The sequence below is a fragment of the Brevibacillus composti genome, from assembly GCF_016406105.1.
GTDB lineage: Bacteria > Bacillota > Bacilli > Brevibacillales > Brevibacillaceae > Brevibacillus > Brevibacillus composti.
The window spans coordinates 3136835-3162433 of sequence record NZ_CP066308.1; the positions used below are offsets into that span (position 1 = coordinate 3136835).

A 25599-nucleotide genomic window follows, 5' to 3' on the forward strand; every position below is an offset into this window, starting at 1 on the left:
TTCTGGCAAATAGAAGCAAGCTCCCCTGCGAATTTGCCCGGAAGGCTGTAACTCTTTTCGCCGCCAAACGTAGTACCAGACATATCCCCTCGTACAAGGCATATATAGAACTACAGAAACCACCCGCTTTCCTGTATAATGGAAAGAAGGTCAAGGATAATTCAATTGAGGAGACGCTCATGTTTGAACAAATCACGCAAGCCTTTATGCAATACGGAATTTGGGGCCTGTTTGGACTTTCTTTTCTGGACTCGTTTATCGTCCCGGTTCCCCCGTTTTTCCTGCAGATCGCGATGAGCCTGATCGACCCCTCTTCCGCCCTGCGCTATGCGACCATAGCCTTTACCGGCTCGATTTTGGGAGCGCCGATGGGTTACATACTGGGAAAATGGCTGGGCAAACCGATTCTGAAAAAGATTCTTCCGGAAAAATGGACGGCGCTCGCGACGGAACAATTCGATAAAAACGGGGATACGGCCGTCTTGATCGGCGCGTTCACCCCGATTCCGTTCAAGGTCTTTACCATCCTCAGCGGTGTCTTTAATTACTCGCTGACCAAGCTCATGCTGTTCGCCATTTTGGGCCGCGGAATCAAATTTTATCTGATCGGCGTCTTGTTTCATCTCTACGGCAAACACGCCAAAGTGCTGCTCGACGAGTACCTGGAGATCAGCGTTCTGGGTATCGGGGCAATCGTTGCAATTGCCTGGTTCATCTGGAATAAGCGAAAAAAGAAAAAGCTGGCATGACTGCGGAATAAAAGAGAGCAACGCGCCCGGGAGCGGATCACTTCTCCCGGGCGCGTTTTCTTTCGTGGACATTCACCTATTGCAGAACCCTCAATATATTGGAAGTGTGAGTTTTCGGAGGAGGTGAAGCGATGGCCGTCATCAAGGCAAACTCCAGAGATGTCGACATGTTGGCCCGTTTAATCCGGGCGGAAGCGGAGGGAGAAGGAGATTTAGGCATGCTCATGGTGGGAAACGTCGGCGTCAACCGCATTCTGTCCAACTGTCTGGATTTTCGCGGGATTCGGACGATGCGGCAGATGGTGTTCCAATCCCCCGGCGGGTATGAAGCGGTGCATAAGTCGTACTTTTATCAGCGCGCAAGAGACAAAGAGCGGCGCCTGGCACGAAGGGTCATTAAAGGGGAAAGGCAGCATCCCGCCTCGAATGCGCTCTGGTTCTTCCGGCCGAGCGGCAACTGTCCCGCACAATGGTTCAACCAAAGAAACTCCGGACGATACAAGGCCCACTGCTTCTTCGTCCCCACTCCCCAGGATTGTCCCCGCGTCTACTGATTGGCTTTGTTTGTTGATGGTGCTTGCAAGACAAAAAAAGGAGAGAGTTCATCATGAGTCAGCAAATGCCTTATAATCCGTATACGGCCTACCCCTACACAGAGATGTATCCGTCCTCGACCTTTCCATTCCAGATGGGTCAGCCCGGAATGCCCGGCACGCAGCAAGTCACGCCGATGCAGCCGAGCGGCTCGATGATTCCCGGCACTCCCCTGGCGCCCGGACAGGTGGTAGAGGAGTCCTACATCGAGAACATCCTCCGCCTCAACCGCGGCAAAGTGATCACCGTCTACCAAACCTTCGAGAACAACACGCAGTGGAACGCGAAGATTTTCCGCGGCGTGCTGGAGACAGCGGGACGGGACCACATCATCCTCAGTGACCCGCAGACGGGCAAGCGTTTTCTCTTGCTGATGGTCAATACGGATTACATCACCGCCGACGAAGAGCTGAATTACATTCCGCCTTCCTTGGCTTTCGGCACCCGCTAAGAACGCATCGGCGAAAACGAAAACACCTCCAGCAAATCGTTTGATCACACGATTCCGGGAGGTGTTTTTTCATTCTATATAAGAAAACCCGGAGAGAAGCTCCGGGCCTTTTGGCGTTAGAGGATATCCGAAAGTTTGTATTCATATCCATGCAAGCCTTTATAATACTCAGGGTACATAGGATTTCCGCAATACTCACATCCAAATTGAGGTGGAACAGTCGGGTCGCCATCATCCATCGCATCGAAATCGCGAACTACGCTTAATGGAATTTCCTCTGTCTCATGACACATTAAACAAACATATTTGACGACCTCGTTCCTCTCTTGTTTCCTTCGGAAACTTTCCAGGAGTGCTTTGCGATTTTTCTTTGCCTTTTTCTTTTTTGACACCTGTGAGATCTTCAATCATCCCTTCCAGACACGCTCGTGATTGACGACAAAGAGCATGCTTAATAACAAGGGTTCCATCTTTTAGGCAGACTTCTCCCTTGTATTCATAGTAACACTGACAGCGAGAGCAGACGAGTGGGTCTTTTCCCGTTTGATCCTTTATCCGTTGATTCCACTTCCTACGCGTCAGGTACCGTTTAATTTGAACAATTTTTCTTTGCATCTCTTGTTGCCAAATAGATATCTTTTGTTTAGCAATTTTTTTACTTCTTCTTGCGTAGATCCCATAATGCCGTATCATTTTAAACTGCCCATCAGGTATATGGCTAATAAGACGTCCGATAAATTCCTCAACACTTACTGTTTCGCGCTTTTCTTGTCCATTTGTTTTGTCATGGTATCGGAAGGTTACGGTATTTCCATCGTACTGCTCAATACGATTTAGACCAATAGCTGGTCGACGAAAATATCGACCGATGTAACCAATTTGAACTTTCACATTACCTTTCTGTTTTGGGGCATGCACATAAAAGCCTTCTCCATTTGCGGAATAGGCTTTTTGAAGTAATGGCTGAACTTGTTTTAAGTCTTTTGCGTTCAATGATCTGCGAATGAGTTTAAGTACAACGGTTTGCCATTGCTTTCGTAACATCTCAAAAGGAATGTAATCGTAGGTTTTCCATTCCCCATTTTTCTTCATTCCACCCATGGTAACTAGCATGTGTACATGGGGGTTAAAGTTTAAACGCGAGCCAAATGTATGTAATCCAGCAATAATTCCTGGGGTAACTTTCAATTTCTCTTCAAACCATTTTTGAACTACTCGAACCGCTTCATCCATAAATTCTTTTAGCATCGCACGATGCCTTCGAAAAATATCCCGTAATCCTTCGTCAATTGTAAAAATGACATGACGATGATTTACTTGTAACACCTCTTCGCTCATGATTCGGCTCCATTCTTCGGTTTCACCGCAAGAGCAGGTTGTACAAAATCGTCCTTTGCAACGGAAAGGAATTCTTTTCGTTTTGTGGCAACCCTCACAAACTAGCAGCTTAAACCCTTTCTTCGGGTCACCGCAGTTCAAAAACTTCTCGACTTCCTTCAGAACCGAAGGTCGAATTCGCTTGTCATACTTTTTTACAAAAGGTTGCCAGTGTTCCATAAAAATTTGTTTAAGAATGTTCGTCTCCATATCTTAATTTTACCAAAACAAATAAAGGGGCTCACGCCCTAAAATTATATACTTTCCGATATTAAAATAAAGGGGCTCACGCCCTAAAATTATATACTTTCCGATATTACAAAAAAGCTCCGAGAGACGCTGTCTCCGGAGCTCTTTCTCTTGAATCCCATTTACCCGCCGATCAGCCGCTGAATGACGTGGTTCGTCACCGTCGGCACAATTTCCGCCGAGAATTTGATTTCCATCCGCTCGTACTTTTTATGCGCATCGTAGCCATACGGGCCGATGTTGATCGCCGGGACATTCAGCTCGCGAATGTCCTGATAGTTGACGTAGTGCTTCGTCCCCCAGCCGGGGTTGTTATCGCTGACCGCGCGAATCGCCTCTTCATCGTCGCGAAGCGCCACCATGCTCATGTCGCAGATGTACGGGAAGAAGTTCTTCGTGACGATCGGATGCTCGTAGCTTGGCTGGACTGTCGCGACGGCTTCCTCCAGCGCTTCCAGAAGCTGCACCTCCCGCTCGTCTTTGCCGCTGATTTCGATCGCAGGCGAATAGAGAGAGGAGTAGAACAGAATCATGGCCGGACTTTTATCCTTCATCCAGGTCCACTCTTCTTCGACCACGCGGGCAGCAAACATGCGCGTATCGAGGGATTTGTCCGACAGGAGCTTCTCTTTGAAAGCCTTCATATGCTCCTCAAAACGCGCCCCATGCTCCTCGCGCAACTGGCGGTTCATCTCCTCGTAAATCATCACGCGCGGCTTCCAGGGCAGCGGCAGATACACCTCGCCGCAGCGCTCCCGATACGCGCGATAGCGGTCGTTGAGGCTTTGCAGAGCGTTCGCAAAGGCGATTTCCGCCTGCACCTTCAGCTTCTCCAGCACTTCTTTCGGCGACCAGGAGACGGTGAAAAAGTTGTAGTAGACATAGGCGGAGAGCGCTGTCTGCACGGTGTAGGACGGCTTCAAGTCGGTCTGCTTCAAGGATACGGGCGGAACCGGGATTTCGCCCATCGCTTCATCGCAGAGCTCGGGATTGTAGCTGATCTGCCGCGTCAGCTCGGCCGCGAGAAAATTGGGGTCGAGCCCTTCAAAGCAGGAGCCCACATGCGTCTCCGCGCCGGTAATATAGAAGGAAGGCAGCAGCTTGCCGATCGTCCCTTTGTAGATGTACCGATTTACATCCCCCTCATAGAGCGGCGCGACGAAATCGGAATTGATCAGCGCGATGTACTCAAAGCCATGCTCCTCTCTCCAGCGCTTCAGATCCTTTAAGCCGGAGAGAACGCCGTGAGAGCTGTCCTCCTCGTCGCACTCCGCAAGCATGACCAGATTTCCCGCCAGCTCTTCGGGATGCTCGGCGTAATAGCTGAGCAGGTACACATGGCTGGCTACCCCGCTCTTCATGTCCAGCGCGCCCCGTCCAAAATGCCATTCCCCGGATTCAAGCTGCTCTTTGACCAGGGGCGGCAGCGGCTCATGCTGAAGCGCTTTCATCAGTTCCTGCGGGTGACAGGCTTTCTCCTTCAGATGGCCGTAATCCTCAATCCCTACCGTATCGATATGCCCCATCAAAATCACCGTGCGGTTGTTTGCGGGGTCCTTGGTTCCTTTGACAAAAGCCAGAACATTGTAGCGCTCGACTTCATCGTCGACAGTCCGGGACAAAAGCAGGCTCTCCGGATGCTTTTGAAAATACGGCAGCGCTGCCAAACGTTGATGCAAGGCGCGGGCGACATCAATCTCGCCCGGCGTATTGACGACACTTTCTACCTGAACCAGTTCATCCGTGATGCGAAGTACGTCTTCTCGACAGGACAACATCTGTATTCTCCTCCCAGGGTACGATCGGTCTTGGTACAGGGTCATCGCCCTTTGATCAATCTGGGCTATTTCTCCCCCCTTACCCATTCGTCAGGCGCAAGCAGCCTCCTGCCCGGATGCGCATGTTTTTTCAATATTAATAAAATTCCCAGCAGAAACCTCCCCTGTCCCAACGGAGAGCGGGAGGCTTTTTCGGCAAACTTGACTCAGAAAAAATTCATGCTCAAATAGCGCTCGCCCGTGTCAGGCGCAATGCACACGACCCTTTTCCCCGTGCCCAGCTTCCGTGCGACCCGGATCGCAGCAAAAACAGCCGCACCGGAGGACGGACCGACCAGTATGCCTTCTTTGGCCGCCAGCGCGCGCATGGTGGAGAGGGCTTCCTCGTCTTCAATCTGCATAATTTCATCGTAGATCCCTGTGTTCAGTATCGGCGGCACGAAGCCAGGACTGGTCCCGACCAGCTTATGCGGGCCCGGCTTGCCCCCGGAGAGTACGGGAGAGCCCTTGGGCTCCACCACTCCGATGTACAGCCCCGGCAGTTTTTCCCGCAGGGCCTCTCCCGTACCGGTAATGGTCCCGCCTGTACCCGCCGTTGCGATAAAAGCGTCCAGTTTGCCTTCCATCTGCTGCCATATCTCGCGAGCGGTCGTCACGCGATGAATACCGGGATTGGCGTGATTCTCAAATTGCTGCGGAATAAAACTGCCGGGAATCTCCTTTTGCAGCTCCACCGCTTTGGCGATGGCGCCCGGCATGCGCTGCTCGCTCGGCGTGAGCACGACTTCTGCCCCGTACGCCTTGAGCAGATTGATCCGTTCTTTGGACATGTTGTCCGGCATGACGAGAATGGCTCTGTATCCCTTGGCCGCCGCATTCATGGCCAGACCGATCCCCGTGTTGCCGCTGGTCGGCTCGATGATCGTGTCACCCGGCTTGATCAGCCCCTCTGCCTCAGCGGTCACGATCATGTTATAGGCAGCGCGGTCTTTGACGCTGCGCGAAGGATTGTACATCTCCAACTTGACATAGACCTCCGCCGCTCCCTCAGGAACGATGCGGTTAAGCCGGACGATGGGCGTATTTCCGATGCATTCGGTGATGTGCTGGTAGACGTTCATAGGCGCCTCCTCGGCAGGAATTAATGTTTAGTATTACACTAAGAATACTACAGATTCAAATGGCAGACGAGCGGTTTTTTCAGGCCAATCACACTTTTCACGGGAAACGGAATACTTTTTTTACCACTTATGTTATTCTAAAGGTATCAGCGGTCGAGAGGAGTGATCTCATGCTGTACTTGCTTGGCGGCATTGTTTTATTGGTTGGCGTGGCCTGGTGCTTTACCGGAATGAACAGTCTTCGCCAAAAAGACGAGTTTGGAGCAAAGCAACCGATGGACGACGCGATCGCCCATCAGACATTGCATCAGATAGACCAGCACAATCATCATATCTAAAGACATGCGCGCTTCGGCGCGTTTTTTTTGTCTGGAGTTACCCAGATGCGCATAACCCCCGTTCTACACCGGTTCTCTGTTTGCTATATCCCGGGTCGGGACAAACTATTCGTGCAGCATATGTTGGCAGCGGGAGGTTGCACATGGATTGGACACTTGTCTGGAAGGCGGTCGGGATCATCCTGATTGGGACGCTGCTCCTGAGGATCGGAGGGAGAAAGTCCATCGCCCAGATGACGATCGCGCAAGTCATTGTGATGATCGGCATCGGCACGCTGCTGATTCAACCGATTAGCGGCCATGGCTACTGGACGACCCTTGTCTTGGCAGCCGTTCTCATCCTGATGATGATCCTCATGGAATACGCAGAAATGAAAGTGGATGGACTGGAAACATTGATCAGCGGCAAATCAGTGGTCGTGATAGAGAATGGACAGTTGCACCACACCAACATGCGCAAGCTGCGTCTCACGGCGGACAAGCTGGAGATGAGACTGAGGCAGGCGGGAATCGCCCGCATCGAGGATGTGGAATACGCGACCCTGGAGGCAAGCGGCAGCCTGGGCTACCAGCTGAAGCCGGAGAAGCAGCCCGCCACGAAGGAGGACATTCAGCAGCTGATGAAGCTCCTCGAAACCAGGTTTCCCGAGCACGCAGCCAAACCAGGCGCAGCGGATGATCTGTTTACGGAGCTGGTCCGCGGCCACGCCGCACCGCCGCCCCAGAACCTGCAGTAATTCCGCGGCCGAGCTCCTACGGAAAGGGGGGAACATTACAATGGCATCATTTGACGTCGGCTTGGTTCACAGATTGGCGGAACAGTTAGAAGGACTTGCACAGGGGATGAAACAACGGGTTAACTCCCCCGACGAGCTGCAAGATGACGTGAACCGAATGACCAGTATCCTGAACAGCCTGCAAACGCTGGCGAAGGAAGCCAAAAACAGCGGCTCGAATCCGATGGTACATGAAAATGATGTACGCTGACAACGACGCGGGGGATCTTCCCCCAATCGCTCCCCCTTGCACAAGGGCACCCTCTCAACGCAGATGGGTGCCCTTGTCTTGGTTCGGCAAACGAACCGTTTCCTCACGGCGGGAGAGGATATCCTCCCCTTCCCTCTCGACGATTTGCAAAAATACATCGGCGATCACCGGATCAAATTGTGTCCCTTTGTTCTTCCGGATTTCCCTTACCGCATAATGGATATCCGTCTGCGCGCGATAGCCCCGCCTGGATGTCATCGCATCAAAGGAATCCGCGATCGCCATGATGCGCGCTACCTGGGGAATCTCCTCGCCAGCCAAGCCCTTGGGATACCCTTTTCCGTCATAGCGCTCATGATGGTAGAGGATGGCGTCGAGAACGCCGTTGTTCCGAAACAGTGAAATATGCTTGACCATCTCGTAGCCAATCGACGGATGTTGCTTGACGATCGCGTATTCCTCCTCCGTCAGCTTGGAAGGCTTGGTCAGGATCGATTCGGGGACCCCGATTTTTCCGATGTCGTGCAGGAGCCCTCCCAGGTAGATGCGTTCACAGCTTTTCTGGGAAAGCCCCATCTCTTTGGCGATGCGATAGGCGTACATCGCAACATTTTCCGAGTGAAACGCCGTGTACTTGTCCCGCGCATCCAGTGATTTGGCCAGTACGAGAGTCAGATTCAGGGTGTTTTCCTTTTCCCTTCTGTGATAGCGGATGGCATAGGAGATCGATAATGTCGCCAAAAGATACGTGAGCCCGTTAAAGAAAATGACGCTGATGTGCGGAGAGCGGAATGGCGCAAAATAATAGTAAAAGCAAGTCAGCAGGGCCGCGGAAATCATTTGCAGGGCCATGCTTCTCCAGAAAACAATGCCGGCCAGAACAAAATTCAGCAGATACAAACCGATCAAATTCGATCCGGGATAAAGATACCCGTCGATCCATACCGTCGTGCAAAGAAGAAGGAAAAAAATGAGAGCAAGAGGCAAGCGATATTGCTGCAATTTTTGCCAATAGCTTTTTTTCTGAAATGGAACCATGGCGCTCCTTTTAGAAATAAGACATAGAAGCCAGTGAATCAAAGAAAACCTTAGGAAACTCTAAATTTCCCGACGACAAGTTGCAGCTCTTCGGCCATGCGGGAGAGGGAGGAAGCGGAAGCAGTGATTTCCTCCATCGATGCCAATTGCTCTTCGGTAAACGCAGCCACGTTCTGCGATTCGGCCGCCACCGTTTTAGCTCCTTCTTCAATCTCCTCGATTGAAAGCACGACCTGTCCTGTCCCGGCGGAAATCTGCTGGGAAGCGGCGGAGATTTCCTGAACCTGTTGAGACACCTCGTCGATGTTGCGCCTGATATCATCGAACAGCTCGCCGGCGGTATGTACGACGCGGATCCCTGCGTCCACCTCGCTTACGCCTACCTCCATCGATTCCACGACAGTCTGCGTCCGATTTTTGATCGTGGACACCAATTGAGCGATCTGACCTGCCGATTCTGAAGATTGCTCCGCCAGTTTTCGCACTTCATCCGCCACCACCGCGAAGCCCCGCCCCTGTTCGCCTGCCCGGGCCGCTTCGATGGCCGCATTGAGCGCCAGCAGATTGGTTTGCGAAGCGATCCCGGTGATCACTTCTGCGACGCGTTCGATTTCCTGCGATTGTTCTTCCATCTCGGCCACTGCCTGCGAGAGTTGATTCATCGTCTGGTGGATGGAATCCATCTGTTTCACCGTTTGCTGGATCGCTTGATTCCCCTCCGATGCTTTTTGCGATGCCTGGACGGACAGGGAAGAGGTCAATTGGGCGCTCATGGCGATTTGCTGTACACCCACCGACATCTCTTGGATCGTCTGTCCGCTCTCGCTAACGCTCCGGGACTGCATCTCGGCGTTTGCCGTCACTTCCTGGACCGTCTTCGCGATAATTTCCGCTGCTTGGCTGGATTGTTCCGCACTCGCCGTCAACTCTTCGGAGGAAGCGGCTACCTGCTCGGAGGTGATCCGTATCTGTCCTACCAGGCTGCGCAGATTGTCCGTCATCTGATTAAACGATTTGACCAAATTGCCGATTTCATCTTTATTTTTCACCTGAAAGGGTTCTGAGGTCAGATCGCCCTGTGCGATTTGCTCCGCGATGGCCGCCATTTTAACGATCGGCTTCGAGATCAGGCGCGAAATCACCAGTCCGATCAAAATTGCGAGGATCACGGCAATCACACTGAGGAAGGATACCGTGGAAATTGCGCTTCTGACCAATCCCGTATTTTTCTTGCTTTCTTCGTTCATGATCTGAAGCTGTTCCTCGGCCAGAGCTTCTACCGTCGCATCCAGTTGTTTGCCCAAGGGGAGTACCTCTGACCGGTAATAGTCGGTTATTTCCTGTGCGGGCTGTTGCGATTGAACCATATTCAAGAGATGGTCGGCTCTCAGTTTATATCGTTGGTTCAGCTCGTCCAGTTCGGTTAATTTGTTCTCAAATGCTTCGATTTGAGCCAGTTCCCGCGTGTCCGCCATCAAGTTGGCGATCAGATCATACGAAGACTGCAATTCGCTTAGGTATTCCTGCTCCTGGGCAAGCAAATATCCCCGCAGCTGCTCGCTTTCTTTCGCTATTTCCACTTGGACCCGAAGAATATTCGTTAAGATAACCGTTCTTCTTTCAATCAGATCGGTGTCTGCCTCATTAATTTTAACGAGGTAAGAAGAAGAGACAAAACTCGTTATTCCCAAAAGCACAGCCATGAAAAACACCCCTTCTCTTTCTCTATTTTCTTTTTCTGCAAACAAGAAATCCCCTTTTTAGACAAAAGGGGACCCGCGCACAGAAAAAAACAAAGACAACTCTGTCGGCAACTGGCTGGCATCATGCAACGTAATTCGCATATTAGCCCCTCTAGCTTTGCGTCTCCATCTTTCAATGGATTTGCCCTTTTTCGATATGAAATTGGTTGGAAAATAAACATATAAAATTCGACGTATTTACGACAATCATAATCGTTATTTGTCGAAAAAACAAGACGGTATTCCCAGCATTGGAAACCCTTGGGCAACTGATATGAACCAAAATTGCTACAAGAATCTGATTTTGCTGATAAATTAGACCTACGATCCGATAATACGCGCGAATACCGGCATTCGACAATTCACGACAATCACCATACCTCATCTCCGTCACATACTTTGTGGATATGGATAACTTCCGCCTCTGTGCCCCTCCTCATTTTCCCCCGCTGTCTGCCGGAAACATACCCATTTGCATAACGGGAGAGAAGGGCGCACGACAAAAAGCGGCGAGACCCGCAATGCATCTGCCGCTATGTACATTCGTTGATTCATTATGAAAAGAGTGTCGGATAGAAAGAGTGACGGACCGTATCGTCCATCCCCTTCATAAACTTGCTTTCCTGGTGGAAGAACTAAGCTGTAGTTCTTATGCCGAGGAGGTTCAATATGGAGACATTCTACGAAAAATACGGCGGCGAAGAAACCATTTCAAAGGTGGTCGATTATTTTTACGAATTGGTTTTGGCAGATGAGACCGTGAATCATTTTTTTGCAAACACGGATATGGAAAAGCAGCGGAAGCATCAAACCAAATTCATCAGCTACGCCTTAGGGGGGCCCAATCAGTATTCGGGCCAGTCCATGGCCGCGGCCCATAAAGGGATGAATTTGCAGCCGGTTCACTTCGATGCGATTGTCGCACATTTGCAAGCAGCTCTCAGACACTTCGGCGTACAGGAGGAAGACATCCGCGATGCATTGGAGAAGGTAAACGCCTTGCGGAAAGATATTTTGTACAAGTAAATCCGCTATCCCTCTTTACAGGCCCCTTTCAGGGCTTTTTTTCTTTTTTTACGACCGTTATTTTCGCAGCTTCTTGTTTTTGGAATGTTGTAGTACCATTTGGGTGTAGGCTCGATTTTTTTATCCTCTCGCCGATGGGCGATGGCAGGAAGCCGTACGCGGTTGCCTGATCATAATTGGAGGTGTGTGATCTGCACATTCTGCGGCTGCATGTACCACGTCTTTTGTTGTCCCTCATTTTCCTGGGTGCCGGCTTTAACGGCTGGGTGGTCATCCTCGGCTATGAGCCTGTCTTTCCCACGAGCCCCAAGGCGATGGAGTTGTTAACAGGCTATCTGCTGGTGCTGGAAAAATCGGTGGAACTCATCTGTGGGCTGTTGCTAGTAGCCAACCGCTATACCCCCGCTACCTTGGCGGTCTTGGCCCCGATCGTCGTCAATATTCTGTTTTTCCATCTGTTTGTGGACCCGTCCCTGCTGCCGCTGGCAGTCCTTGTCTTTCTGCTGGAAGCTTATCTGCTCTGGTTGTATCGAGATCGCTACAAGTGGGCCGCTTCCACAGGTGGCCTTTTTTTACGGCAAGGAACGCCGGTTCATTTTGCGATCCCCCTGGGGGCCTGGCACCTCTCTCGACGAAAAGAATGGGGGGCACCCTCGTTTTGCGAACAGGCGCCCCCATATTTGGACCAGTTAGACGTATGCAGTTGTCGCCGTTATTGAATGGTGCAAAAAAAATCCTCCCTCCCATCGCAAGGGAAGACAAGGGAGGGTTGTGTGGACTGGGTTCAAATCTCCAACTCACCAAGTCGAACGAGTTCGACTACTGCTTGAGATCGACCTTTTACACCTAATTTTTGCATGACGTTGCTAATGTGATTGCGTACGGTTTTTTCACTGATGAAGAGTTGTCCGGCAATCTCTTTTGTTGTCTTATCCTGGACCAAGAGTTCAAACACTTCTCTTTCTCGATTTGTCAACAACGGCTTGGTTTGGTCGCTACCCTTCAATCGTGCCACCCCTCCTTGTGGGCTCTACAGGAACAAGGTTGAGGGATTACAGAGTCACCTTATCCTATGTAGGGGGGTGGGTGGTGGTGCCGGAATTACGGGGATTTTAGGCTTTTGCCATACATCCTATTCAATATTTGGGCGAGGGGTTCCGAGAGGGCAGCCCTCTTTTGCGTTAAATATAGGGTGTTCGGTTATACGTCTCCTGGAAGCGGTCGCGTAGACCCTTGGCGAGCAGCGAAAAGGAGCTGATCGCCAAGATGAAGGCGCCGAGCGGAATCAGAAAGATCCGGATGTTGTTGCTGAAGACAAAGCCCCTGTACGATCCCAGCAGGCCCGCCCACTCGTTGGTGATGGAGTGAAAGATCACCGGATCAAACGTCATGATGGTGCCGCCGACGAACAGGTCAAACATCCCCAGGAGGCCCATTAGAGTCATGACGGACACCATCTCGGTGACGGCGATCAGGATGAACTGCTCTTTGAGCTGGGGCAAAATGTGGCGGAAGATGATCTGTTCCCGCCCCGCCCCGAGGGAGGTGGCCGCCAGCACATACTGCGTCTCCTTAATCTGCTCGGTTTTTTGCCGGATGGAGGAAGCGACGCTCGGCGCCCCCAGAATGGCGACCAGCACGACGAACAGCGTCACCAGCTTGGAAATGGAGAGCTCCGGATTAATGCTGATCCCCACCAGCAAAAAATAGACCGGGATAAAGATCGGCATGTATCCCCAGGCATTTTCAATCGACAGCCACCACTTCTGGGGCTTGTCCTGAATCCCGATATACAGTCCGATCACGCCGCCGATCAACAGACGGCAGACCGCGGCTGCCATCGTGACGAAAATCGTATAGGGCGCTCCATACAGCAGCTTGCTCAGCATGTCGTAGCCCCACTTGTCCGTGCCCAGCCAATGCTCCGCAGAGGGGGGCAGCGGCGGGGAGATGATGACGCTTTTGCCATCCACTTCCACGGTCTTCAATTTTTCCTGAAAATCCGGTTCGTACGGTGCCACGAACGGGCCGATGATTCCCAGCACGATCAGGAACATGACCATCATGGCACCGAGCCAGAGGGACGGATTTCTGCGAAGTGTCTGCATGGTAAACCTCACTCTTTTTTGCTTGCTTCGTGGTACTTATTTATAGACCGCGATCCGTTCAAATACGGACAAGATCGCCCGGATGAGAGAATAGACCAAAATCGACAGCAGGATGATGCTGATCAGACCCATGACGGCCGCATTGAACTGGAAGGGGCCGTTCTTGGTGAAGACAAACCGGGTCAAGCCGACGACGTTCAGCAGATATTCCACAACGAATAGATTGGCAACGGTGATGGCGACTGTTTTCTTCAGGTCCGCCACGAGAAAGGGCTTCACATTCTTGTAGACGTGGTGCACGAGAATATGCCAGATGCCCATCCCTTTGGCCAATGCCGTCTTGATGTAGTCCTCCCCGCCGATCTGCTCGTACTTCAGACTGATCACTCTCATCAGAAAGATCGTCGGACCGATCGCCAGCATCGTCAGCGGAAACCACAGATTGTTGGTATCGCTCGTAGGGGACAAGGTAATGATGCGGATGTCTGTCCACTTGTAAAACTGAATCGCGGCCATCACGGATAACATGATGAGGACAAAATCAGGAATGGTGGATAGCAGATTCAGCACGCGCTGGAACAGGCGGACAGCGGAAAAGCGCTGCAGGAACAGCCCAAACAACAGGCTGGCCACGACGGCGATCAGGACACTCCAAAACATCAATTTAAAGGATTGTATGGCAAAGGGAACGATATCCTCAGCGATGCTCCGTTCACTGTTCCCCGAAAAATAAGTGCCGAGCGAGCCCTCACCGATCTGTGAGAGCAGATAAGCTGTGCGGGTTACCACGTTTTCGGGTGAAAAATGCACCTCTTCTTTTACGGAGTACAGCATGAACGGACCGCCGCAGACAATCACGACGAGGAAAAACATCCCGATTAGCTGCTTGATATACGACAAAGATTCATTCCCCCCTTACTATCTCAAACAATACACGATCTGGAAAAAAACAGCCAGAACAATCAAAAAAATTTTATCTTTTTTTATAATTCGCACTTGTGTGCCAGCGCCAATCTATTCTGGAGAAAAAAGAAAAAAGCGTTCTGTCCATGCAGAGCGCTGTTTCATCCCTTGCGGCTGTTTTCCTGTTTGGCCATGATGGCTGTGCTGCCGGTCTACTTGCCTACGACGACCTGTATCTCCATCCGCCCCATATCGCTTAGATCGAGCGGAACGGTATACGCTGGCCGCGAGACCCAGATGCCTTCGGGGGTATGGATAAATTGCGGCGGTGTAATATCGATGACGATTCCCTGATTGTACAGGATCGTGCTGGCATTTCCCGAAATCATATTCCCGAGTTCGGAGATGGCGCTCTTCCCCATTTCATCCAGCTCATTGACGGGAAAGCCTCCCATCATCGCGGACACCAGCCGCAGGGCCAGGTCATTTTGCAGGCCGAAAAAGACATCCCCTTCCAACTGTCCGGTCATGCCGACGCGAATCCAGGTATGGTCGTCCCGATAGTACCATTCGGTCGTTTCCATTTCTCCCCGTTGGATCGTGACGTTGCACAGCTGCGCAATAACCAAGGAAGCGGAATCCAGAAACGGATTGAGGTACTGGACTTTCATCTTTGTTCCTTCCTTCCCGTGCAGAATTCTCCCCATGGGCCCATTATAATGTCGAAAATTGGCAGAGACAAGGAGTTGTCGAAAAATATCAAGGACTTTGGATCGAAACCAAAGGTACCACAGGAAACAAATCTCCTGTCTGGACACCGGGATTTCTGGTGAAAATACGCCTGCATGTGCGCAGGTCAAGCACCTCTACTCCTATTTCGTGACAACTTAATTGCCAGTAGGGATGGCTGATGTTGTCAAACGCAAAGACCGTATCTCCAAAGGCCAGGCATTCCGCGATGCAGCGCTCCGCCGGGTAATCCGGTCCGTCCTCGAGCAAATGCACCGGCTCAATGCCGAACTGCTCCAACAAATGCATCCTGTCCGCCAGCTGCTCCGCATGCTTTCGCGATACATTTCGGCGCGGGGAGAGCAGGGGGTACTCCTTCCGTACATATACCCAATTTATCCCGTGATAAAACATGGACAACCTCCCGTAACGAGAAGAGGATGCCGATCCGGCACCCTCGCTTTTAACTATCGCTTTTTGCCCACAATCACCATTTCAGCCTTGGCTTCCCGCCCCAATGCATCGACGGCGACCACCGAGACTTTTTGCTTGCCTTCCTTGATGTCGTCGACCAAGACACGGAATTGTCCCTGGTCGTTCACATCGACGGGAAGATGCTGCTGCCCGTAATCGAGATGCATCAGCACGGTGCCGGGCGCTTGCACCCTTCCCGATATCAGGATGCTCTCTCCTGCATGGGCTTCCTTGCTCTTTTCGTCAAATTTCAGGACGGGGGCCGGAAGCGGCTTCGCCTGATAGGTATAGCGCTGCTCTCCGTGATGCATCACGATCGATCCGGCTTGCGCATCGACATAGGCGTACACCACCAGAGAAGCCTCATTGCCTGCCCCATCCTTCCCCTCCAGCAGGATCCGGTTTTCTCCGTGATGCAGGGTTAACCGCTGCGACAGGTTTTTCTGCACCACTTTTTCCAGCTGATCCTCCTCCCAGCTGGAGATGATCTGCCCGTTGACGCTGGCCTGCCCCTTGTAGGTCTGATCGCGGTAGCTAAAGCGCACCGGAACCAGCATGCGCTTGGTGGCCTGGTCAAAGTAGACCTCCTCCGTCCCGTCATTCATGAATTGCAGCTGGGGCGGCGTCGTATCGACGATGACCCGCTGGGTAAACTGCCTGGTGTTGCCGTACATATCCTGTGCCTGGTAGGTGACGTAATTCAGCCCCTCCGGCAGCTTCAGGATCGTTTGGAAGGAGCCGTCCGTCTCGACCGGGATCGGCTTTTTCTGAATCAGGAGCCGCACCCGGTCCAGCATATCCTCGCCCGCAATTCGTCCCGCGATCGCCACATCGGGCTGAGCCGATATCAGCACGGAGGAGTAGAGGTCATTGGGGAATTTGACAAACGGGGGCACGACATCGCTCTTGCCGTGGATATGCGCGACACTGATGTTGCCGGCGTAATCATATGCCACCACCGAGATGCGCTTGTCAGGCTGGCTGACAAATGTGCTGGTGACGCTGGCAGAATAGGGGCCGCCTACTTTTTTGCCGTCGACATACAGCAGATAGCCCTGAATGTCTTTGTCCCGGCTGCTCCACTGCACCTTGTTGCCGGAGAGAGAGGCGGTGACGGCGGGCGCTTTGGTATCGACCTTTACGGGCAGCGTCAGGGTGTGCCAGTTCGCCCGGCGATTGTCGATGCGGGCCCGGATGATGAATTGATAGCTGCCGTCGGGGACAGTCTCGTAGACCCCTTTCTCCGGGTTGAAACGCTTGCCGTCCCAGCTCCACTCTTCCCGCTCCGTGTAGTAGTAGGCCGTGCCCAGCTTGGATTGGTCGAACTTGCTGATCTTTTCGCCGCGGGACAGGGAGCGGATCAGCGTGCCGTTCTTGTCGACGACATCCACCATCACCTGACGGGCATTGCGCAAAAAGGTGACGGACGGCGCCGCTACATCGTAATGTCCATCCCCATTCGGAGAAAACGCGATTTTTTCGGGATCCACCTGGACCTTCCCGTCTTCCGTCACGCCGGTCACGCCGAGATAATCGCGATACTTCCATTTGTCATTTTCCTTGTCGTGATACCAGGTTGTTTTGACGCCTGTCCGATGCTCCTGGCTGTCGTCCTCCCACATCGGCTGATCCATCACGCGGGGCTCATCCCAGTTGCCGTAAAAACCGTAATACGGCACGCGCAGAGTCGGAATGTCGCTGTCCGTTGGCTGGAGAGCGACATAGCCCTCGGCAAAAATATTGCGGGGCGCATTGCGCGGCAGCTGCAGCATCACTTTGACTTCCGCGCGCTGTCCCGGCTTGACGGTCACCTCTTGCGTCGAAAAGCGCAGGAAGGCCCCCGGCAGCACCGTAGCCGACAACGTATTGATACCGTTCTCCCGTTTGTCTGTCAGCACGCCAAATTCGTCACGGATGCGGTACGTGACCGGCTTTTTGCCGAATTTGTTCTCGACAAACAGGGAAAACGATGCGGTCTCTTTGATTTCACCGAGGGACACCCCCGCTTTTCCCTTGGCGTCTGTCACGATGCTGGGCGTTTTCATCGCCTTGGCGATTTGCATCAAGCCCGCCCCTTGCACGCGGGGGCTATAGGGCAGCCCGCTCTTTTTCTTTCCGCTGGCCGCTTCGGTCGCTTTTTGCGGCTCCAATACGGGCTGGGCCGTGTTCATCGCTGCCGCCTTCAGGGTCTCGACCAGCTCTCTTCCGGAGAGCTTTCGGCCTTGCTTCAAATACGCCTGCTTCAAGAGCGCCATTCCGCCGGCCACATGCGGCGTTGCCATCGAGGTTCCGCTTTTGACGGCATAATCATTCTCTCTCACCAGCGACAGGATGCCCCCGCCGGGTGCGGCGATTTCCGGCTTGAATTGCAGATCGGGCGTCGGCCCCCAGGAAGTGAAGGCCGAGACGGTGCCCCCCTCCGGATACGGCATCGGGTTCTGCGCATACCTGCCGTCGAAGTTCACCTGAACCTTTTTCCCTTTCTTCAAAGCCTGTGCCAGCTGTTCCCCCATCTGCTTCAGGATGGAGACGGCCGGCAGGGTGGAGGTCGTCTCTGCGGAAATGATCAGCGGTCCGGGCTGGTTGTTATAGATGATCGCCCCGGCAGCACCGGCCTCCTTGGCGTTGCGCAGCTTCTCGTCGAAAGAGATGTCGCCCCGCTCCAAGAGCACGATCTTTCCCTTGGCCGACAGGTTGTAATCCTCCTTTTTCCCTTTGCCCATGTAGATCAGCTCATACGTCTTGATCAGGGCTTGCACAGGATTGAGCGCCTGACCATTGCCCGCATGTGCATGCAGATAGACGACCCGGTCCACGCCCTCGACTCCGTCCACCTGAAAGCTGTAGCCTGCCAGCGTTGTCGCATTGACGGAAGCGACGGAAAGCGCGTCCGGCGCCAGGCCCGGCGAGCCGATCATCGAGACGTCCGGGTTCTGGGCTTTTACTTTGTCGCTGCCAAAGTAGGCGTCATTTCCGGCAGCCGCGACCACGATCACGCCATTGTCCACTGCCCGCTTGATCGCGTACTGCTCTGTATTCGTCTCATCCACGTATCCGGCCGACGACCCCAGGCTGAGGTTGATGACGTCTGCCTTTTTCGCGATGGAATCATTGATTGCAAACAAGATCGATTCGCTGAGTCCCGGGACTTCCCCCTGGTAGTTGCTGAACACCTTCTGACTGAGCAGCTGCGCCTCGGGAGCCACTCCCTTCAGCTTGCCATTCGCGGCGACGATTCCGGCCACATGGATGCCGTGCTGCGATTCGCCGACATCCACCGTCACTTGATTCCGGTCGGCCCAGTTGTAGCCGGGAAGCACTTTTTGCGTCGACCCTGATTTTTGCTCAGCGGCCCGTTTGTCTTTGGGTGCGGGGAGATCAGGATGCTTCGCATTGATCCCCGTATCGATGACGGAGACCAGCATTCCCTCACCTTTGACGCCCCCTTCCTGCCAGGCCTTGGTCGCCTCGATCATCTCGAGAGCCGATGTGGGCGTCCCGGTGACCTGTTCGCCCAGCAGCACATGATCGGCCCGGGTCCATTCATCCGCAGAGGCTGACTGGACGCCGCCTCCGCTCGCGCCCGATCGGACGGGCCCTCCCACTTCTCCGCGGACCACGTGCAAGTCCTCCCGGGCCTGCTGCAGCAGATTCGCACTGACGACATCGGGCGCGCCTCCCTTCGGAGCCCATGTACCCGCCGTCGTAGACGGAAGCAAAACCAACGATAACCCGATAGACAATAGCTGTTTTTTCATCGTTTGCCTCCTTCCAGAAAAACATCCAATAACATAAGTCTTCCATGGAAGGGAGGCCCGTATTCGAAAAAGGTACATAAAACGTGGCTTCAGCGAGGAGAAGCACGTTCCCATGCTAGGCTCCGTTCTCCGCCCACATGGATGATTCACTGTCCGCTCCACAGCGGCCCTCCGCGAGAGCGGACAGTCTTGCCCACCAGCGGGGCGGAGCCCGGAGCTAAGCAGGGAAACATGCTTCTTCTCGCTGCAGCCCCGTTCCTCCCCTATATAAAAAGCGTGCCACCGCAGTTACGGTATGCACGCTTTTGGTCAGCCGCTCGCTTAGGAGAAGAAGAAACGCTTCACGGCGTATTTGGTTGTTTCTTTGTTCATATGCGCGATGGACGTGGTGAGCGGAATGCCTTTCGGGCAGGACTGCACGCAGTTTTGCGAGTTTCCGCAATCCTGGATGCCGCCGTCTTCCATCAGTGCTTCCAGACGCTCGTGCTTGTTCATCGCACCTGTCGGATGCTGGTTGAACAGACGCACCTGGGAGATCGCAAAAGGTCCGATAAAGTCTGTCTTTTGGTTCACGTTCGGGCATGCTTCCAGGCATACGCCGCACGTCATGCACTTGGACAGCTCGTACGCCCATTGGCGATCCACTTCCGGCATGCGCGGACCTGGTCCCAGATCGTGAGTACCGTCGATCGGAATCCATGCTTTGACGCGCTTCAGGGCATCAAACATACGGCTGCGGTCGATCGAGAGGTCACGCTGAACCGGGAAAGTGCTCATCGGGGCCAAACGGATCGGCTGCTCCAGCTTGTCAATCAGAGCAGAACATGCCTGACGGGGCTTGCCATTGATCACCATGGAACAAGCGCCGCACACTTCCTCCAGACAGTTGGACTCCCAGTTGACCGGCGTTGTCTTTTGTCCTTGGGCGTTTACAGGGTTGCGCTGGATCTCCATCAACGCACCGATCACGTTCATGTTCGGACGGTACGGAATTTTAAATTCTTCCACATACGGAGCGCTGTCAGGGCTGTCTTGACGGGTGATTTTCAGGTGAATAAGCTTTTCTGCCATGATCAGTTCCCTCCCCTCTTACTTCTTCTTCTTGTCAGACGTATAGTCACGCTTGCGCGGCGGAATCAGAGAAACATCGATCTCTTCATAGTAGATTTCTGGCGCGGTCGTCTCTGGATTGTACTTCGCCATAGTGGTCTTCATGAAGTTTTCGTCATCGCGCTCTGGGAATTCCGGCTTGTAGTGAGCGCCGCGGCTCTCGTTGCGGTTCAAAGCACCCAGGGTAATCACGCGGGCGAGCACCAGCATGTTCCACAGATGACGCGTAAAGGAAGCGCCGGAGTTGCTCCATTTGCTTGTGTCGTTGATGTTGATGTTCTTGTAACGCTCCATCAGCTCTTGGATCTTCTCATCCGTTTTTTGCAGACGGTCGTTGTAGCGCACGACGGTGACGTTATCGGTCATCCACTCGCCCAGTTCCTTGTGGAGCAGGTAGGCGTTCTCGGTGCCGTCCATTTTCAGGATAGCGTCGTACTTGTCTTGCTGCTCCTTGGCGAAGCTGTCAAACAGCGCAGAGGAGAGATCCTCGGCGGATTCGTCCAGGCCGTTGATATACTCGATTGCTTTTGGTCCTGCCACCATCCCGCCGTAGATTGCGGACAGGAGGGAGTTCGCGCCGAGACGGTTGGCACCGTGCTGGGAGTAATCGCACTCACCTGCTGCGAACAGGCCAGGGATATTGGTCATTTGGTTATAGTCTACCCACATGCCGCCCATGGAATAGTGAACAGCCGGGAAGATTTTCATTGGAACTTTACGCGGGTCATCCCCAACGAACTTCTCGTAAATCTCGATGATACCGCCCAGTTTGACATCCAATTCTTTTGGATCCTTGTGGGACAGGTCGAGATACACCATGTTCTCGCCGTTGATGCCCAGCTTCAAGTCTACGCAGACGTGGAAGATTTCCCGCGTCGCAATATCGCGCGGCACCAGGTTTCCGTAGGCCGGATATTTTTCTTCGAGGAAGTACCACGGCTTCCCGTCTTTGTAGGTCCAGACGCGTCCGCCTTCACCGCGGGCAGATTCGGACATCAGGCGCAGCTTGTCGTCGCCAGGAATCGCCGTCGGGTGAATCTGGATCATTTCGCCGTTCGCATAGATGACGCCCTGCTGGTACGCAGCAGATGCGGCCGTACCGGTATTGATGATGGAGTTGGTGGATTTACCAAAGATGATCCCCGGTCCGCCCGTTGCCAAAATAACGGCATCTGCGCGGAAGGATTTGATTTCCGAGGAGCGCAGGTTTTGGGCGGTAATCCCCTTACAGGCACCCTTGTCGTCCAATACGACGCCGAGGAAATCCCAGTATTCGTATTTGGTGACGAGACCTTCCGCTTCAAAGCGGCGGACTTGCTCGTCCAGCGCGTACAGCAGCTGCTGCCCTGTCGTCGCTCCCGCAAATGCGGTACGGTGGTGCTTGGTTCCCCCGAAGCGGCGGAAGTCCAAGAGTCCCTCCGGCGTACGGTTGAACATGACGCCCATCCGGTCCAGCATGTAGATAATGCCTGGCGCGGCGTCACACATCGCTTTTACAGGCGGCTGGTTCGCCAGGAAGTCTCCGCCGTAAACCGTATCATCAAAATGCTCCCAAGTGGAGTCGCCTTCCCCTTTTGTGTTAACGGCACCGTTGATTCCACCCTGCGCACAGACGGAGTGAGATCGCTTCACCGGAACCAGGGAGAACAACTCGACGGGAACGCCTTTTTCTGCTGCTTTAATGGTAGCCATCAAGCCGGCCAAACCACCACCGACTATGATCAGTTTACCTTTTGCCATGTATGAGTCCCCCTATCCCTATTGAATAAACGCTGCCATCGCACGGAGGCCGATGAACGAAACAATAACGAAAATGCCCATAGTAACGTAAGTAGCTACGCGTTGGGAACGCGGACCAACGGTAATGCCCCAGTGAACCAAAAACGACCACAGACCGTTGGAAAAGTGGAATACCGTGCTCAGAATCCCGATGGAGTAGAAGACTACCATCACCGGATTGCTCAGGATGTCGGCCATCATGTCAAAGTTGACTTCAGCGCCGAGAGCCTTTTGGATGCGTGTTTCATAGACGTGCCACGCGATAAAAATCAGCGTAATAATTCCTGTCAAGCGCTGCCACAGGAACATTTGGTTCCGCGCATAGCTGTAATTGCCTACATTGTGCTTTGCCTGAAAAGCAATGTAGATCCCGTACACAGCGTGAAACAGGATGGGAATGTAGATAAAGATGAATTCGACGACGATCAAGAACGGTACGTGTTCGATCATACCAACGACTTGGTTGAACGCCTCAGGTCCTCTTGTCGCTTGATAGTTGGCCGTCAGGTGAAACAGCAGATACAGCCCGATTGGGAACAAACCAAGTAAAGAATGCAGCTTGTGACTCAAAAAGCTATGGCCTTTCGCCATAAGATGGTCCCCCTTTCAGTTATATGTCGCGTCCTTTTCATAGAGCTTTTCCCCACTATCCTAACCCATTGCCGGCAGGGTTACACATAGTCGAAGGCGACTTTCACCCAGCTCTTTGGCAGATTGTGTCGGAATACGGAAAAAAGTTGGGCAAAACGTTGACCAAAACCAATTGTACTCCTGTCTTTATGGAGCGTCAAGCCAGTTAAATAGACTTATTCTATTTTTGGAATGCAATAAAAAAATCGCGGGATTTCTATCATTCTGTCATAAGAACTCTTTCTTTCTCATAATCTTTTACCAAATCTCAAAATTGAACAGAGCCCTGCCAGATGTCGTTTGCCTCTCTTCTTGTGAGACGAGCTCTCGTCCATCTGGATGGGAAAGGAGGCATCCCGGTGAAAGAGGACCAATTGGACGCGCTGCTCCCGTCGCGCGTCGCTGCCGACATCGAACGCATTCACATGCCCTATCTGGGCTACCACCTTTTCCGCGAGCAGATTACGCGCGCCCTGCTCGGCGAGAGCGAGCAGGCCATCCTGCACTGGCTGGGAAAGGATATCGGCCGAAAGATCCCCATCCAATCCGCATCCGGCGTCGTCATGCCCTTTATCCGGCTGGGACTGGGGCAGCTCGACGTCCTGGAAGAGGGGGAGAAGCGCTATCGCTACCGGCTGATGCACACCGCCTATCTGTACATGCCTCCCGAGAGACTGCTTCGCTCGCTGGCGCTCGAGTGCGGAATCATCGCCGGCGCCTTCCATCGCTGGTTGGGACGGGAGGCAGAGGTGCGGATGGAAGTGGAGGAGAAGAGGAGCGTCTTGATCACGCTGACGTATTGAGCGCGCCCCTCCGCAGGCTATCCTTTTCGCTTGCCCTGCTTTGCCTCGCATGGCCCTTCTTGGCCTCGCTGGAACGCATGACCGGCATGGCCGCGCATGGCCGCACACATGCGGAACCCCTCTCACCCATTTTCGCGTGGGCAAGAGGGGAGAGCAATCAAAGATGGCAGGAGAGCTCCGCCCCGGTGCAGAGCTCCCTCTCCCTTATGTTATATGCTGTGGACGATCGCCTCGGTGCTGGCGTCCAAGCCATAGGCCGTATGCAGGCTGCGAACGGCCAATTCGGTGAGCGCCGCCGGAATCACGCAAGAGACCTTGATGTCCGAGGTGGAGACCATTTTGATCGTAATCTCCTGCTCGGCCAGGACGCGGAACATCTCCGCTGCTACGCCCGGATTGTTCACCATGCCCGCACCGACGATGGAGACCTTCGTCAAGCCTTCTTCATGGTCCACTTTGGCAAAGCCCAGTTCGGATTGATTGGCGGCCAGCGTATCCAGGGCTTTATGCAGGTCGCTGCCTGCCACGGTGAAGGAAATATTGGTGACGTCGGCGTCGTAGGAGCTTTGGATGATAATATCCACATTCACCTGATTGTCCGCCAGCGTGTGAAAGAGGCGGGACAAGGTTCCTACCCGGGCCGGCATGCCCACGACCGTCACCTTCGCCACGTCTTCATCATGGGCGACTCCGCTTACTACTCTTCCTGTTTCCATCTGGGGAACCTCCTCTACATACGTACCTTCTTCTGTGGTAAAGCTGGAGCGGACCACGAGCCGCACCTGATATTTTTTCGCCGCTTCGACCGAGCGGGGGTGCAGGACACCCGCCCCGAGATTGGCGAGCTCAAGCATTTCGTCATAAGAGATGCTGTCCAGCTTCTGTGCAGCGGGAACGACGCGCGGATCGGCTGTGAAGACGCCTGCGACATCCGTAAAAATCTCGCATCTCTCGGCGTTCAGGCCCGCTGCGAGCGCCACTGCGGAGGTGTCGGAACCGCCGCGGCCCAGCGTGGTAATTTCCCCTTCGTCACTGACTCCCTGAAAACCTGCCACGATGACGACGCGTCCCCGGGCTAGTTCGCGCTGGATTCGCTCTGTCTGAATCTCTTTGATCCGGGCTCTGCCGTGAATCGATTCCGTTACGACTCCCGCTTGCCAGCCCGTCAGCGAGATAGCGTCGTAGCCTCTTTGATGCAGCGCCATCGACAGTAGGGCGATGGATACCTGTTCCCCTGTGGCCAGGAGCATATCCATTTCTCGCTCCGACGGATACGGGGAAATTTGCTTTGCCATATCCACCAGCACGTCTGTGGATTTACCCATGGCGGATACGACAATCACCATGTCATGGCCCGCTTCTTTATTTTCAACAATCCGGTCGGCTACTCGAAAAATGCGTTCAACGGTACCAACAGAGGTACCTCCATATTTCTGCACGATCAAACCCATGCGGCTTCTCTCCCTTTTTCCATATATACATCTGCATCGACAGGTCTTTCTCTTCGGTTGCGCATATTCCAATGAAAAAAGGCAGCGACGAGGAATACACCTGCCGCTGCCTACTCATGTATAGACAAGATCGGTTCCTCCTTCCCTGGACTACGCGAGTCATCCATGTGCAGATACACAGAAAAAGACACACCCTGACAATCATGCACGCAGACTCGTGAGATAGCTCTCCATCTGGCAATCGGGCATTGGCCAGATGACAGTCCTGTATTTGTTCAACACAGGCCCAGCACAAAAGAGAGCGGGTCTCTCTTTGTACTTCGGCGAATCCCCCTTTCCACAGCCCTTCAACGATTCCCGATCTCGGGGTGGTACTCATGGTTTTCGCGCCTCTACCTCACTCC

The 25599-nt window shown here is 53.3% G+C and carries 24 protein-coding genes and 2 riboswitches; of the genes, 9 read left to right on the plus strand and 15 right to left on the minus strand.

Annotation, left to right across the window (positions count from 1 at the left end; translation table 11 throughout):
• The first annotated feature begins 179 nt into the window (after nucleotides 1–179).
• From JD108_RS15900 to gerQ, 3 genes are all read left to right on the plus strand, one after another.
• Entirely contained in the window at nucleotides 180–749 is a 570-nt protein-coding gene (locus JD108_RS15900) for a YqaA family protein (protein WP_198827000.1), read from the plus strand.
• 131 nt (nucleotides 750–880) lie between these two features.
• Nucleotides 881–1303: a cell wall hydrolase gene (locus tag JD108_RS15905; protein ID WP_198827001.1), complete on the plus strand. Its 423-nt coding sequence runs from the start codon at nucleotides 881–883 to the stop codon at nucleotides 1301–1303.
• 53 nt (nucleotides 1304–1356) lie between these two features.
• Nucleotides 1357–1794 carry a spore coat protein GerQ gene (gene gerQ, locus JD108_RS15910; RefSeq protein WP_198827002.1) on the plus strand — a complete coding sequence of 146 codons (438 nt, stop codon included), beginning with the start codon at nucleotides 1357–1359 and terminating at the stop codon, nucleotides 1792–1794.
• A gap of 282 nt (nucleotides 1795–2076) precedes the next feature.
• Here the strand turns inward: gerQ and JD108_RS15915 are convergent, their stop codons facing one another.
• The 3 genes from JD108_RS15915 to cysK all read right to left on the minus strand — a co-directional run bounded on the left by JD108_RS15915 (nucleotide 2077) and on the right by cysK (nucleotide 6319).
• A complete protein-coding gene (locus JD108_RS15915; RefSeq protein WP_198827003.1) occupies nucleotides 2077–3381 on the minus strand; it encodes an IS91 family transposase in 1305 nt (434 codons plus the stop codon).
• Nucleotides 3382–3542: 161 nt separating this feature from the next.
• Nucleotides 3543–5198 (minus strand): M20/M25/M40 family metallo-hydrolase, encoded by a 1656-nt coding sequence (locus JD108_RS15920; protein WP_198827004.1) that lies wholly within the window; start codon nucleotides 5196–5198, stop codon nucleotides 3543–3545.
• Nucleotides 5199–5404: 206 nt separating this feature from the next.
• Complete coding sequence (gene cysK, locus JD108_RS15925; protein ID WP_198827005.1) at nucleotides 5405–6319, minus strand: cysteine synthase A; 915 nt, start codon at nucleotides 6317–6319, stop codon at nucleotides 5405–5407.
• Nucleotides 6320–6489: 170 nt separating this feature from the next.
• Between cysK and JD108_RS15930 the strand changes: the two genes are divergently transcribed.
• The 3 genes from JD108_RS15930 to JD108_RS15940 all read left to right on the plus strand — a co-directional run bounded on the left by JD108_RS15930 (nucleotide 6490) and on the right by JD108_RS15940 (nucleotide 7644).
• Nucleotides 6490–6657, plus strand: coding sequence for a hypothetical protein (locus JD108_RS15930; RefSeq protein WP_198827006.1), 168 nt, complete (start codon nucleotides 6490–6492; stop codon nucleotides 6655–6657).
• A 143-nt stretch (nucleotides 6658–6800) separates the two neighbouring features.
• Nucleotides 6801–7394 (plus strand): DUF421 domain-containing protein, encoded by a 594-nt coding sequence (locus tag JD108_RS15935; protein WP_198827007.1) that lies wholly within the window; start codon nucleotides 6801–6803, stop codon nucleotides 7392–7394.
• Nucleotides 7395–7434: 40 nt separating this feature from the next.
• A complete protein-coding gene (locus tag JD108_RS15940; RefSeq protein WP_198827008.1) occupies nucleotides 7435–7644 on the plus strand; it encodes a hypothetical protein in 210 nt (69 codons plus the stop codon).
• A 54-nt stretch (nucleotides 7645–7698) separates the two neighbouring features.
• On the opposite strand, the gene JD108_RS15945 is transcribed toward JD108_RS15940, so the two are convergent.
• Nucleotides 7699–8682: an HD-GYP domain-containing protein gene (locus tag JD108_RS15945; RefSeq protein WP_198827009.1), complete on the minus strand. Its 984-nt coding sequence runs from the start codon at nucleotides 8680–8682 to the stop codon at nucleotides 7699–7701.
• Nucleotides 8683–8732: 50 nt separating this feature from the next.
• Nucleotides 8733–10385, minus strand: a complete 1653-nt coding sequence (locus tag JD108_RS15950; RefSeq protein WP_198827010.1) for a methyl-accepting chemotaxis protein — start codon at nucleotides 10383–10385, stop codon at nucleotides 8733–8735.
• A 103-nt stretch (nucleotides 10386–10488) separates the two neighbouring features.
• Nucleotides 10489–10581, minus strand: a riboswitch (cyclic di-GMP riboswitch).
• Nucleotides 10582–11093: 512 nt separating this feature from the next.
• Here JD108_RS15950 and JD108_RS15955 point away from each other — a divergent pair.
• Together JD108_RS15955 and JD108_RS22700 are read left to right on the plus strand one after the other, a co-directional pair.
• Complete coding sequence (locus JD108_RS15955; protein WP_198827011.1) at nucleotides 11094–11450, plus strand: group I truncated hemoglobin; 357 nt, start codon at nucleotides 11094–11096, stop codon at nucleotides 11448–11450.
• A 224-nt stretch (nucleotides 11451–11674) separates the two neighbouring features.
• A complete protein-coding gene (locus JD108_RS22700) occupies nucleotides 11675–12169 on the plus strand; it encodes a hypothetical protein (protein WP_323958379.1) in 495 nt (164 codons plus the stop codon).
• 65 nt (nucleotides 12170–12234) lie between these two features.
• Here the strand turns inward: JD108_RS22700 and JD108_RS15965 are convergent, their stop codons facing one another.
• The 9 genes from JD108_RS15965 to JD108_RS16005 form a co-directional block, all read right to left on the minus strand.
• Nucleotides 12235–12456, minus strand: coding sequence for a helix-turn-helix domain-containing protein (locus JD108_RS15965; protein ID WP_003387736.1), 222 nt, complete (start codon nucleotides 12454–12456; stop codon nucleotides 12235–12237).
• A 175-nt stretch (nucleotides 12457–12631) separates the two neighbouring features.
• Entirely contained in the window at nucleotides 12632–13558 is a 927-nt protein-coding gene (locus tag JD108_RS15970; RefSeq protein WP_198827012.1) for an ABC transporter permease, read from the minus strand.
• 36 nt (nucleotides 13559–13594) lie between these two features.
• A complete protein-coding gene (locus JD108_RS15975) occupies nucleotides 13595–14458 on the minus strand; it encodes an ABC transporter permease subunit (protein WP_228728170.1) in 864 nt (287 codons plus the stop codon).
• Nucleotides 14459–14673: 215 nt separating this feature from the next.
• Complete coding sequence (locus JD108_RS15980) at nucleotides 14674–15132, minus strand: chemotaxis protein CheX (protein WP_198827013.1); 459 nt, start codon at nucleotides 15130–15132, stop codon at nucleotides 14674–14676.
• Nucleotides 15133–15220: 88 nt separating this feature from the next.
• Nucleotides 15221–15499, minus strand: a complete 279-nt coding sequence (locus tag JD108_RS15985) for a hypothetical protein (RefSeq protein WP_228728441.1) — start codon at nucleotides 15497–15499, stop codon at nucleotides 15221–15223.
• A 158-nt stretch (nucleotides 15500–15657) separates the two neighbouring features.
• On the minus strand, nucleotides 15658–19422 hold the full coding sequence (locus JD108_RS22705; protein ID WP_198827014.1) for a S8 family serine peptidase: 3765 nt from the start codon (nucleotides 19420–19422) through the stop codon (nucleotides 15658–15660).
• Nucleotides 19423–19743: 321 nt separating this feature from the next.
• Complete coding sequence (gene sdhB / locus JD108_RS15995; RefSeq protein WP_198827015.1) at nucleotides 19744–20493, minus strand: succinate dehydrogenase iron-sulfur subunit; 750 nt, start codon at nucleotides 20491–20493, stop codon at nucleotides 19744–19746.
• An 18-nt stretch (nucleotides 20494–20511) separates the two neighbouring features.
• Nucleotides 20512–22272 (minus strand): succinate dehydrogenase flavoprotein subunit, encoded by a 1761-nt coding sequence (gene sdhA / locus JD108_RS16000; protein ID WP_198827016.1) that lies wholly within the window; start codon nucleotides 22270–22272, stop codon nucleotides 20512–20514.
• 18 nt (nucleotides 22273–22290) lie between these two features.
• Entirely contained in the window at nucleotides 22291–22902 is a 612-nt protein-coding gene (locus tag JD108_RS16005; protein ID WP_198827017.1) for a succinate dehydrogenase cytochrome b558 subunit, read from the minus strand.
• A 398-nt stretch (nucleotides 22903–23300) separates the two neighbouring features.
• Here JD108_RS16005 and JD108_RS16010 point away from each other — a divergent pair, with 398 nt between their 5' ends.
• Nucleotides 23301–23744 carry a DUF2507 domain-containing protein gene (locus JD108_RS16010; RefSeq protein WP_198827018.1) on the plus strand — a complete coding sequence of 148 codons (444 nt, stop codon included), beginning with the start codon at nucleotides 23301–23303 and terminating at the stop codon, nucleotides 23742–23744.
• 209 nt (nucleotides 23745–23953) lie between these two features.
• Here the strand turns inward: JD108_RS16010 and JD108_RS16015 are convergent, their stop codons facing one another.
• Nucleotides 23954–25195, minus strand: a complete 1242-nt coding sequence (locus JD108_RS16015; RefSeq protein WP_198827019.1) for an aspartate kinase — start codon at nucleotides 25193–25195, stop codon at nucleotides 23954–23956.
• 215 nt (nucleotides 25196–25410) lie between these two features.
• Nucleotides 25411–25598, minus strand: a riboswitch (Lysine riboswitch).
• Between the last annotated feature and the right edge of the window lies 1 nt (nucleotide 25599).